The organism is Dyella sp. A6 (assembly GCF_036320485.1).
Lineage (GTDB): Bacteria > Pseudomonadota > Gammaproteobacteria > Xanthomonadales > Rhodanobacteraceae > Rhodanobacter_A > Rhodanobacter_A aluminiiresistens.
The window spans coordinates 2,252,096-2,264,268 of the sequence record NZ_CP132911.1; the positions used below are offsets into that span (position 1 = coordinate 2,252,096).

Annotated in this window: 9 protein-coding genes and 1 pseudogene; all 10 read left to right on the forward strand. The window is 65.1% G+C overall.

What is annotated here, in order from left to right; translation table 11 throughout:
• The first annotated feature begins 13 nt into the window (after positions 1–13).
• Positions 14–1,639, forward strand: coding sequence for a M48 family metalloprotease (locus tag RA164_RS10065; protein ID WP_329740715.1), 1,626 nt, complete (start codon positions 14–16; stop codon positions 1,637–1,639).
• Positions 1,640–1,790: 151 nt separating this feature from the next.
• The gene (phoB, locus tag RA164_RS10070) at positions 1,791–2,480 is read left to right on the forward strand and encodes a phosphate regulon transcriptional regulator PhoB (protein ID WP_329740717.1); all 690 of its coding nucleotides are present in this window, start codon (positions 1,791–1,793) and stop codon (positions 2,478–2,480) included.
• A gap of 12 nt (positions 2,481–2,492) precedes the next feature.
• Positions 2,493–3,791 carry a phosphate regulon sensor histidine kinase PhoR gene (gene phoR, locus RA164_RS10075; RefSeq protein ID WP_412731016.1) on the forward strand — a complete coding sequence of 433 codons (1,299 nt, stop codon included), beginning with the start codon at positions 2,493–2,495 and terminating at the stop codon, positions 3,789–3,791.
• A gap of 73 nt (positions 3,792–3,864) precedes the next feature.
• Positions 3,865–5,958, forward strand: a complete 2,094-nt coding sequence (gene ppk1 / locus RA164_RS10080) for a polyphosphate kinase 1 (RefSeq protein ID WP_329740718.1) — start codon at positions 3,865–3,867, stop codon at positions 5,956–5,958.
• 118 nt (positions 5,959–6,076) lie between these two features.
• Positions 6,077–7,537, forward strand: coding sequence for a Ppx/GppA phosphatase family protein (locus tag RA164_RS10085; RefSeq protein ID WP_412731101.1), 1,461 nt, complete (start codon positions 6,077–6,079; stop codon positions 7,535–7,537).
• Positions 7,538–7,630: 93 nt separating this feature from the next.
• Positions 7,631–8,374: a peptidylprolyl isomerase gene (locus tag RA164_RS10090; protein WP_329740720.1), complete on the forward strand. Its 744-nt coding sequence runs from the start codon at positions 7,631–7,633 to the stop codon at positions 8,372–8,374.
• Positions 8,371–9,099: a UDP-2,3-diacylglucosamine diphosphatase gene (gene lpxH, locus RA164_RS10095; protein ID WP_329740721.1), complete on the forward strand. Its 729-nt coding sequence runs from the start codon at positions 8,371–8,373 to the stop codon at positions 9,097–9,099. The genes RA164_RS10090 and lpxH overlap by 4 nt, the downstream gene beginning before the upstream one ends.
• Positions 9,100–9,231: 132 nt before the next feature.
• On the forward strand, positions 9,232–10,380 hold the full coding sequence (locus RA164_RS10100) for a YncE family protein (RefSeq protein ID WP_329740722.1): 1,149 nt from the start codon (positions 9,232–9,234) through the stop codon (positions 10,378–10,380).
• 296 nt (positions 10,381–10,676) lie between these two features.
• Positions 10,677–11,867: a tyrosine-type recombinase/integrase gene (locus RA164_RS10105; RefSeq protein ID WP_329740723.1), complete on the forward strand. Its 1,191-nt coding sequence runs from the start codon at positions 10,677–10,679 to the stop codon at positions 11,865–11,867.
• A gap of 65 nt (positions 11,868–11,932) precedes the next feature.
• A pseudogene (locus tag RA164_RS10110) lies at positions 11,933–12,163 on the forward strand (integrase core domain-containing protein); the annotation flags it as partial.
• Between the last annotated feature and the right edge of the window lie 10 nt (positions 12,164–12,173).

Sequence of the window (12,173 nt, forward strand, 5' to 3'; positions counted from 1 at the left end):
TGTCTCGCAACCTATGCCGATGTCACCACGCCGCCCCATTCCCCGCCTGCTGACGGCACTGCTTCTCGCCGGCCTGAGCTTCGGTGCTGGGGCCCAGTCCCAGGTGCGCCTGCCCGACCTGGGAAGCTCGGCCAACGCACTGATTTCGCCGCAGGAAGCACAGGATTACGGCGCCGCCATGTTCCGCCAGATGCGCGCGATGAACATGCTGGTGGACGATCCGCTGCTGGACGACTACATCAACAATCTCGGCTTCCGCCTGGTCGCCGCCTGCGCCAAGCCGCGCGATCATTTCGCGTTCTTCATCGCGCGCAACCCGGAGATCAATGCCTTCGCAGCGCCGGGCGGCTATATCGCGGTCAATTCAGGACTGATCGTGCTTGCCAAGAACCAAAGCGAGCTGGCCGCGGTAATGGCCCACGAAATCGGCCATATCACCCAGAACCACCTGCAACGCGCCTTCGAGGCGTCGAAGAAGGACACCCCGCTGCTCGCGCTGGTCCTGCTGGGCGCCATCGCCGCCGGCTCCACGCCCAACGGGGGCGATGCCGGCATGGCGGTACTCACCGGCGGTCAGGGTCTGCTGGAACAGAAGCAGATCAACTTCACTCGCAAGGACGAGGCCGAAGCCGACCGCGCCGGCATCCAGACGCTCGCCAATGCCGGCTTCAACCCCAATGCCATGGCGGACTTCTTCCAGCGCATGGAAGACGCCATGAGCACCGGCTCGGGTGGCGAGAGCGTACCGGCGCTGCTGCAGGACCACCCGGTTACGGCCGAGCGCATCAGCGACGCCAGGGCACGTGCGCGCCAGCTCATCGCGGAACAGAAGCAGCGGGCATCCGGTGTCATCGTCAACAAGGCGCAATGGGCAAAGCTGACCGCGCCGATCATGTACGTGAAGGACCCCACCGCGCTGCAACCACCCCGCACCGGCAAGAACCACCTGGACACGTTCCTGCTGATGCGCGCGCGCGTCCGGGTACTGGCCGGCGACCCGCAGCGGCTGGATACCTACTACGCATCGAACATGGCCAGGCAGCACGGCTTCGATACGCCGTACAACCGCTATGGCTATGCGCTGGCGCTCACCCTGAGCGGCAATGGTCCGCAGGCTGTCACGGAACTGCAACCTGTGCTGGCGGCCCATCCGGGCAACATGATCGTGCGGCTGGCCATGGCCGGTGCGCAGCTGCAAGCCGGCCAGCACGAACAGGCGCTGGCCATGTACCGGTCGCTGAACAATGAAATACCCGGCAACCGGGCGATCGCACTGGCCTATGCCCGCGCACTGACCGACGGCGGCAGCAAAGCCCAGGCCACCCTTGCCACTGACCTGCTGCGCCCGCTGCTGGACAACAGCGACGAGCCCAGTCTGTACGACGCCTACGCCCGCGCCAGCGACAAGGCAGGCAACAGCGAGCTGGCGGGTGAAGCCTTCGCCGATGCCAGCTACCTGTCCGGGCGTCCGTTCGACGCCATGCAGCAACTGCAGCGCCTGCTCAAGCGGCCCGACCTCGACTATTACGCCCGCGCCCGCATCCAGGCCCGGCTGGCCGAGCTGACACCGCTGGTCATGGAGCTGCGCAAGCGCAGGATCAAAACCCCCGACAACCCGGATGCCCACTCGTCACAGTGACCGGCAACCCGCCGTCGCAAGCGCCGTTCGCGCATGTCCACAGCGACTTCGTGCAATGACAGGCCGGTTGTCGTACTTTGATGCTGTCATCGCCACGTAACATGGCGAAGCTGCAATACCAGCGTCACAGGCCACACGAGCGAGCCCGCGCGTGCACAAACGCATCCTGATCGTCGAAGACGAACCCTCGATCCGCGACATGGTCGCCTTTGCCCTGCGCAAGGCCGACATGGAAGCCGTACCCGCCGCCGACGCACGCGCAGCCCAGATGGCCATCGCCGAGCGCATCCCCGACCTGATCCTGCTCGACTGGATGCTGCCGGGCATGAGCGGTCTCGAACTGGCACGCCGCCTGCGCCGCGAGGAATCCGGCCGCGAGATACCGATCATCATGCTGACCGCGCGCGGCGAGGAAATGGACCGGGTGAACGGTCTCGAAGCCGGCGTGGACGACTATGTCATCAAGCCGTTCTCCTCGCGCGAACTGATCGCCCGCATCAAGGCGGTGCTGCGACGCAGCCACGGTGATGACGGCTCCGGCGTGATCGAGCTGGGCGGCCTGCGCCTGGACGGCCCTGCGCATCGCGTGTTCGCCGGCGACGAGGCCGTGTCCATCGGCCCCACCGAATACCGTCTGCTGCATTTCTTCATGACGCATCCCGAGCGCGTCTACTCGCGCGCGCAACTGCTCGACCACGTCTGGGGCGGTAGCGTCTATGTCGAGGAGCGCACCGTCGACGTGCATATCCGGCGCCTGCGCAAGACCCTCGAGCCCTGGAAGCTGGACGAACTGATCCAGACCGTGCGCGGTGCCGGCTACCGCTTCTCCACCAGCACCTGACCTGTCGACTGGATGGCTCGATTCACACAAGGCGCATGGTTGTCTCCGCTGCCGCTTGTCGCCGGCCTGGCCGCTGGCGCCCTGCTGGGTGCGCTGGCAGGACATGCGGCGCTCGGGCTCGCCATTGTCGCCGTGACGGAAATCGTCCTGCTGCTGTCGCGTCTCCGTCACCTGACGCACGCAAACATAATGCCCATGTCCGCCCCCAACCCGCTTCGCCACGATCGTTTCATGCGCCGCTCACGCCGTCTCGCCAGTAGCCTGCACGACCTGCGCCACGCTGCCGCCAACCTGCCGGATGCCCTGGTGCTGCTTGACCAGAGTCTGCGTATCCGCTGGTTCAATCATGCGGCGGAAAGCCTGCTCGGCCTGCGCCGACCGAACGATCGGGGCAACCTGCTGGCCGACCGGCTGCGCGGCTCGGAACTTGCCCACTGGCTGCAGGGCGATACCAGCGAACCGCTGGGCGACATTGCCGCCCCGGGCCAGCCCAGTCGCCACATCAACGTGACCATGCTGCCGTTCGGCAACCGCCAGCACCTGCTGCTGGCCCGCGACATCAGCCATCTCACCCGACTGGAACAGATCCGTCGCGACTTCGTCGCCAATGTCTCGCACGAACTGCGCACACCGCTGACCGTCATCCATGGCTATCTGGAACTGCTCGACCCGGAAGACGTGCCCGAACTGGCCCCGGTACTGGGCGAGATGCGCACGCAGTCCAAGCGCATGGGGCAGATCGTGGAAGACCTGCTGACCCTGTCCCGGCTGGAAACCCAGGATCACGTGGTGGACGAACGCGTGCCCATGGCGCCACTGCTGGCAACCCTGCGCAAGGAGGCCGAGGCACTCAGCAAGGGGCGTCATCGCATCGTCGTCGAGGACCTCACGCACGTGGACCTGGTCGGCTCGCAGAAAGACCTGCACAGTGCCCTGTCCAACCTGGTCAGCAATGCCGTGCGCTACACGCCCACCGACGGCTGCATCACTATCCGCTGGGAATGCCTGCCCGATGGCGATGCCATCTATTCGGTCAGCGACACCGGCTTCGGCATTCCCGCCAATCACCTGGCACGCCTTACCGAGCGCTTCTACCGCGTCTCGTCCAGCCGCTCGCGCGAAACTGGCGGCACCGGCCTGGGCCTGTCGATCGTCAAGCACGTGCTGAACCTGCACCAGGCGCAACTGGAAATCCGCAGCAGCCCGGGCGAGGGCTCGACCTTCGCCTGCCGGTTCGGCCACGCACGCCTGCTGCAGCGTGAAGCCAACGCAGCCAGCCTCAGCGCCAACGGTTCCAGCAGCGGAACCTGAGGCCTTTCACCCAGGAGAGGCCCGACATGCCGGGCGGCGTGCACGCCATCGCGGCATGGGCCAGAATGTCCCGATGTCACATCCCGCCCCGTCGCCATCCCTGTTGCCCGATCCCACGGCCCCCGAGTTCTATCTGAACCGCGAACTGGCCGCACTGGAATTCAACTTCCGCGTGCTGAGCCAGGCACAGGATCCGCGTGTGCCGCTGCTGGAGCGACTACGCTACCTGAGCATCGTGGCCAACAACCTCGACGAGTTTTTCGAGGTGCGCGTGGCCGTGCTCAAGCATCACCACAGTTACGGCACGGTCGCACCGGGCCCGGATGGGCTGAGCTCCGCCGAGACCCTCTCCCGCATCCGCCAGCGCGTGCTCGATCTGGTCAGCGCCCAGTACACCACCTGGCACGAGCAGCTGCGTCCGGCACTGGACATGGAAGGCATCCACTTCCTCACCCGCACGCAGTGGAGCGACCGCCAGCGCCGCTGGCTGCACGGCTACTTCGAGAACGAAGTACTGCCGGTGCTCTCGCCGCTGGGGCTGGACCCGGTACATCCGTTCCCGCGCATCCTGAACAAGACGCTGAACATCGCGGTGGTGCTGCACGGCCGCGACGCATTCGGCCACGAAGGCCACATCGCCCTGGTTCGCGCACCACGCTCGCTGCCCCGGATCATCCGGCTGCCCGACGAGGTATGCGGCCCCGGCGAGCATTTCGTGTTCCTCGCCGAACTGCTGCAGGCCTTCGCCGACCTGATGTTCCCGGGCCTGGAAGTCGCGGGTTCCTACCAGTTCCGCGTCACCCGCAACAGCGAGTTGATGGTGGAAGAAGCCGAGGTGGACAACCTCGCCCGCGCACTCAGCGAGGAACTGCTCGGTCGCGGCTACGCGCGTCCGGTGCGTCTGGAGATCGGCAACGACTGCCCGCAGTCGATCGTGTCCATGCTGATCGCCAATTTCGAACTGGAAGAGACCGACGTCTACCGCTGCGACGGCCCGGTCAACATCATCCGCGCCGGCTCGATCTACGGCCAGCTGGACCGCCCTGCCCTGAAATTCCCGCGCTTCACCCCGCGCATGCCGGTGGGGCTGGATCCCGACGTCAGCACGTTCGACGTGCTGCGCCAGCGCGACATTCTGCTGCACCACCCCTACGAATCGTTCGGCGCCGTGGTCGACCTGCTGCGCCAGGCCGCCCAGGACCCTGATGTGCTGGCGATCAAGCAGACGCTCTACCGTGCCGACTCCGACACGCCACTGGTCGACCTGCTGGTGGAGGCCTCGCACAACGGCAAGGACGTCACCGTGGTGATCGAGCTGCGCGCACGCTTCAACGAGGAGGCCAACATCCGCCTCGCGACGCAGTTGCAGGAGGCCGGCGTACAGGTGGTGTACGGCGTGGTCGGCTACAAGACGCACGCCAAGATGATGCTGATCGTGCGCCGCGAACACGGTGCGTTGCGGCGCTACGTCCATCTGTCCACCGGCAACTATCACCAGGCCAACAGCCGTGTGTATACCGACATCGGCCTGATGTCGGCGCAACCGGAGATCGGCGAGGACATCCACAAAGTGTTCCAGCAGCTGTCCGGACTGGGGCCGCAGATCAAGCTGAAGCGCCTGCTGCATTCACCCTTCACGCTGTACACCAGCGTGGTGGCAAAGATCGAACGCGAAACCGCCCACGCCCGCGCCGGCAAGCCGGCACGCATCGTCGCCAAGCTCAACGCACTGAACGAATCGCACGTGGTCGAGGCGCTTTATCGTGCCTCGCAGGCCGGCGTGGAAATCGATCTGATCGTGCGCGGGGCCTGCACGCTGCGCCCGGGCCTGCCCGGCCTGTCCGAGCGGGTCCGCGTGCGCTCCATCGTCGGACGTTTCCTCGAACACAGCCGGGTGTACTGGTTCGCCAACGACGGCGATGCCGAGGTGTACTGCGCCAGTGCCGACTGGATGGGCCGCAATCTGCTGCGCCGGATCGAGATCGCATTTCCCATTCTCGACCCCGAACTGGCCCAGCGTGTCTACGAGGAGACCCTGGCGCTCTACCTGGCCGACAACACCCATGCCTGGCTGCTGGGTGCCGACGGCCACTACACCCGTGCCGAGCAGGGCGACGCGGAACCCTACGACGCACAGCAGACCCTGCTAGACAAGCTTTGCCCATAAGGGCGGCTATCCGGCATGATCTGCCGATCGGGCATCAGTGCCGAGAGCAAGGAATCCACGCTTGAGCCAGAGCGACGCCACCCCGATCCACAACGGCGAGCTGATCGCCGCAGTGGACATGGGCTCGAACAGCTTCCATCTGATCGTCGCGAGGGTCGAGCACGGTGAACCGCGCGTCATCGACCGCCTGCGTGACAATGTGCGCATGGCTGCAGGCCTGCGCTCCGACGGCACACTCGACCCGAGCCGGCGCATGCTGGCCCTGGAGTGCCTGGCACGCTTCGGCCAGCGTATCGCCGGCATCCCCAGTAGCCACATCCGCGCCGTGGCCACCAATGCGGTGCGCCAGCTGGCCACGCCGCAGACTTTCCTGAGCGCCGCCGAGGCGGCACTGGGTCACCCGGTGGAAGTGGTGTCCGGCCGCGAGGAAGGCCGCCTGATCTTTCTGGGTGCCGCCCACGGCCTGCCGATTTCGCGCGAACCGCGGCTGGTGATCGATGTCGGCGGCGGCAGCACCGAGTTCATCATCGGGCGGGCGCTGGCCCCGCTGCAGACCGAAAGCGTGCAGGCCGGATGCATCGCCTCCACCCAGCGCTTCTTCCCCGGCGGCAAACTCACCCGCAAGCGCTGGCAGCGCGCCAACAACGAACTGGGCCTGCTGCTGCAGCAGTTCGCCGAGGACTACCGCGAGGTCGGCTGGCTGGATGCGTACGGCTCATCCGGCAGCGCCAAGGCGATCGGCGCCGCCGTGCAGGCCATGAAACTCGGCGACGACGGCATTACCGCGGGCGCACTGGCCGTCCTGCGGGATGCGATGCTCGAACAGGGCCAGATCGGCACCCTGAAGCTGCCCGGACTGACCGACGACCGCGCGCCCGTCATCGCCGGGGCCGTGGCCATCTTCGAGGCAGCGTTCGAGGCGCTGGGCATCGAACGCATGCGGGTCTGCGAGAACTCGATGCGGGAAGGCCTGCTGTGGGACCTGCTCGGCCGCGCCGGCGGCAGCGATCCGCGCACGTCGAGCATCGAGGCGGTAGCCAGCCGTTATGGCGTGGACCGTGCCCAGGCGCGCCGGGTCGAATCGACCGCCCTGGCACTGTTCGACCAGGTGGCCGACAGCTGGTCGCTGGACAGCGAGGCGCGCGAATGGCTGTCGTGGACGGCCCGCGTGCATGAAATCGGCCTGTCCATCGCGCACAGCCAGCACCACAAGCACGGTGCCTACATCCTCCGGCATGCCGACATGGCCGGCTTCTCGCGCCAGGAACAGCAACTGCTGGCGGCCGTCGTGGAGTCGCACCGGCGCAGGCCCGACAAGGCCACCTTCGCCGGCCTGCCCCTGCGCTATCGCCAGCTCGCACGGCATATCACCGCGCTGCTGCGACTGGCCGTACTGCTGCGCCGGGCACGCCGCCCCGAATCACTACCTCTGCTGCGACTGTCCGCTGCCAGCCAGCGCCTGCATCTGCAGCTGCCCGGCGACTGGCTAGCCCAGCACCCGCTGTCCCGCGCCGACCTCGGGCAGGAAGTAGCACCGATGGGCGAACTGGGGCTGACGCTGGACGTTTCGCCGGACTGAAATCCGCTCCCGCGCGATCGAATGACTCCGCAATAGAGCCGTATTCACCCGCTCCGCGTATGATGGGCGGATATTCCTGCCGCCTGCTCCGCCATGCACAAGTTTCTGCTCGCATCACTGCTCCTGCTGACGCTGCCCGCGCTCGCCGCCGAACCGACCAAACCCGTCGTGCCGGGAACCGATCCCGAGGTGTTGCTGCATACGTCGATGGGCGACATCACGCTTGAGCTGTTTCCCGACAAGGCCCCGAAAAGCGTGGCCAATTTCCTCCGCTATGTCCGCGAAGGTTTCTATGCCGGCACCGTGTTCCACCGCTCGATTCCCGGCTACCTGATCCAGGGTGGCCTGTACACGCGCGAATTGCAGCCGCGACGCACACACCCGCCGGTGCCCAGCGAAGCGAACAACGGTCTTTCCAACCTGCGCGGCACCATTGCAGTGGCGCGCGGCGCCGACCCCAATTCCGGCACATCGCAGTTCTTCATCAACCTGGTCGACAACCGCCGGCTCGACTACGCCGGCAACCAGAGCGGCATGACCTGGGGCTATGCCGTCTTCGGCAAAGTGGTCAAGGGCATGTCCGTGGTCGACAAGATCGCCGCCCTGCCGACGCGCCCGCTTGGCCCCTTCGCCGCCGACGTGCCCAACCCGCTGGTCGTGATCGAGGGTGCCCGTGTGCTCAATGACGGCGCTCCGGCTGCCGCCAGCAGCAGCGCTGCACCCGCCGCACCCGCATCCACCGATGCAGCCAAGCCGGAATCCAAGACCAAGCCGGCCAAACCCGAACCGCATGCGAAGAAGAAGGCCAAAGCGGCGGCCAGCCACTCGCACGCATGAGCGCCACCCTGTTCATCGCCGACCTGCACCTGGATGACAGCCGGCCGCAGATCACCACGCTGTTCGAACGCTTCCTGGCCAGCGACAGCGTGCGCGACGCCGACGCGCTGTACATCCTCGGCGACCTGGTCGAGGCATGGATCGGCGACGACGACGACGCCGAACTGCTGCAACGCATCGCCCACGCCACCCGCGCCGTGCACGACGCCGGCGTACCGGTGTACTTCATGGCCGGCAACCGCGACTTCCTGCTCGGCAGCGACTACGCGCAGCGGGCCGGCTTCAGCATGCTCGACGACGGCACCGTGCACGATCTGTACGGCACCCCCACCCTGCTGATGCACGGCGACCTGCTGTGCACCGACGACGTGGCCTACCAGACCGTGCGCAAGCAGGTACGCACGCCCGAGTGGAAGGCCCAGGTGCTCGGCATGCCGCTGGAAGCCCGCCGCGCCTTTGCCGCCAAGGCACGTGCCGACAGCAAGGCACACACCGGCAGCACCATGGAGTCGATCATGGACGTCAACCAGGACGCCGTGGCCGAGGCCATGCGGCAAGCCGGGGTCACACGCCTGATTCACGGCCATACCCATCGCCCGGCTGTCCACTCTCTCGAAGTCGACGGCCAGCCCGCGAAGCGCGTCGTACTCGGCGACTGGTACGAACACGGCTCGATGCTGGAAATCACACCGCACCATCTGCAACTGCGCGGCCTGTCGGACTGAGCGCACGGCGACACCGATCGCCTCGCCCCCTGTGAACCCACTCCGCAGAGGTTCGCAGCACTTGCGCCGCTTGCTGGACACCGGACATAGTTTCCGCAGGCTCAAGGAGAGGCCCAGCGGAGCTCAAGGGGAATGAAGATGCGGCGATGGCCATGGCTGGCATGGTGGATGGCGCTGCTTGGCGCCGTGGTCAGCAGTGCTCATGCCACGGCATGCCCGGCGCCCTCCGGCAAACAGGTCATACACGTTCAGGGACATCCCTTCTCGGCGATTCCCAGCCCTGATGGCTGCTGGCTGTTCGTATCGAGCAACCGCACAAAGACCAGCGAAGTGATCGTGCTGCACAACGCCGGCGGTGTCTTCGCTATGGATCACGCCGTCACATTGCCGGCCCGGGCCTACGGCGCCGCCCTCTCGCCTGATGGCAAAACACTGGTGGTAGCCGGCGGTGCAAAAACCAGTGTGCTTGATGTCGAACAGCTCGAGCAACGCAGCGGCCATGCAGTGCGCGGTGTCCTCGATGACGGCAGGCATGCGGGAGCCGTGTATGTAGCGATATCGCCAGACGGTCGCCACGTCCTGGTGGCAGACGAATGGGCCGCCCGTATCGACATGTTCGATCTCGGCAAACTGACGGCAACGGCATCCGAACTGGCCCCGATGGGGCGCATTCGTACCACGCCTTCACCAGTCGGCCTGGCCATCACCACCGACGGACATTGGCTGTACGCCACGACCGAAAACGGATTGCCGGGCATGCCGGCCATATGCCATGCCGAGCGAGGCCCCGACCGTGGCCACGCGGACGGTCTCTTGCTTCGCATCGACCTGCGGCGCGCACTCGCCCATCCAGCGTATGCCTCGGTGGGTGCCGCACTCCCGGCCGGCTGCAACCCGGTACGTGTCGCACTGAGCCCGCACGACCACCATCTCTGGGTCACCGAGCGTGGCAGCGGCACGCTGATGATGGTCGACGCCAGCAGCTGGCTCCAGCATGCCACGCAGACGAATATCTCCGGCTATTTCGTCGGCGACAGTCCCGTGGGCGTCGTCGTACACCCGGACGGGCATGAAGTGTGGGTGGCGCTCTCGGCCCGCTTCGCCACTCATATCAAAGGCGGCCTGTTTGGACTCACGACACCTGCAGCGGGCCGCCCTATGAAGCAATACAGGCTCGATCTTGCGGGGTTTCCGCGTGACGTAACGTTCCTGCCCGACGGACACTGCCTGGTCGCCACCCTCTACAACGCCAGACAAGTGCTGCTTGTACCTACCCCCTGAAAGCGTGGGCGATCCGGTAAAAACCAGCGGGACCATCAACATGCCGTAACGCATTTCTTCGGGGCACAAAAAAGCCCTGACGCATCAGGGCTTTTTTGTATCTGGCGGAGAGAGAGGCCGCCTCCAACTAGTCCAACCAGGCACAACGGACCACCATCAAACTCAATAATTAATCCTAATATTCAAATACTTATGCTTACTCATGCATCAAGGATCACCAACGAATCTCAATCCGTGACAAACCAGCATGGCATACTCAATGGCATACTGACATTCTCGCATGGAGCCCTCGCTCAATGGCGCTACTCACCGATACCAAAGCACGTAGTGTCAAACCCGGAGGCACCCCGCTGGCGCATGGCGGAGTAACCGGGCTGACACTTCACCCGTCGCCCGCCCACAAGGGGCAAGGCAAATGGGTACTACGCTATGTCAGCCCCATCACCAAGAAGCGCCGAAACGCCGGACTCGGCAGCTATCCAGACATCAGCATTGCGGGAGCAGCTGAACAGGCCCGCGTCATGCGCGACCAGATTGCCCACGGACAGGACCCATTGGAGGTCAAAGCGGCCGAGGCAGCCATGCCGCGTATCCCCACCCTAAGGGAGGCAGCTGAAGTTCTGCACAGGGAACTAACCCCGGGCTGGAAGAATGCGAAGCATGCCCAGCAATGGATCAACACTCTGACGGAGTATGCCTTCCCCCTGATTGGCCAGCTTCCGATCGACCAAGTTCTGCCTCGACACATCGCCGAGGCACTCCGCCCCATCTGGCTGGACAAAGCAGAGACCGCAGGCCGAGTTAAGCAGCGCTTGCATGCCGTCATGGCATGGGGGTGGGCGCATGGCCACTGCGCCGCTAATCCCGTGGATGTCGTACATCACCTCCTGCCTCAACAGCCAAGCAAGACTGTCCGCACCCAACATCAGCCAGCCATGCCGTGGATGGACATCCCTGCATTCATGGCCAAGCAGCTTCAGCACCCACACGACGTAGTATGTGCTGCTCTTAAGCTGCTGATACTGACAGCGACTCGCTCCGGTGAAATCCGGGGCGCTCGGTGGTCCGAATTTGACCTTAAGCACGCCATTTGGACGATTCCAGCCGAACGAATGAAGGCGAAACAAGCGCACCGCATCCCCCTCGCCAGGCAGGCAGTCGATCTCATCAAGAAGCAACGTGGTCTGCACGACACCCTGGTATTCCCATCGATGCGCGTTCAGAACGAGCTGTCTGATATGACCCTGACGGCCTTCCTACGCCGAGCCAAAGCGGTGAGCGACACCGCTGGCCGTACAGCGACCGCACATGGATTTAGGTCTAGCTTTCGGGATTGGTGTAGCGAGAACGGCTATGCACGTGATCTCGCAGAGAGATCCCTCGCCCACACGGTTCAGAGCCAAGTAGAAGCGGCATACCACCGAACGGATCTACTTGAGCAGCGACGCCCCATGATGCAAGCGTGGGCTGATTTCGTAGCCCGCTAACCGAGCCGCCTTCCCCGAGCCGCTGCACAGGGGAGCGGTGTCGCTTATGCCAGTTTTCATCAGGAGCATATGAGCGTGGCGTGCAGCTGCAATTGATTGGACCGGGAAAGCCGAACCAGAGCGCCTACTTCGAATCGCTTAACGGCAGATTTCGCGACGAGTATCTCAACGAGCACTGGTTCCCCAGCCTCCTGCATGCCCGTGCCGAGATCGAACGCTGGCGCTGCGAATACAACGAGAGGCGACCGAAGAAAGCACTGGCCGGACTGACACCGCCCGCTTACGCGAAGCAGTAAAAGCCCCCGG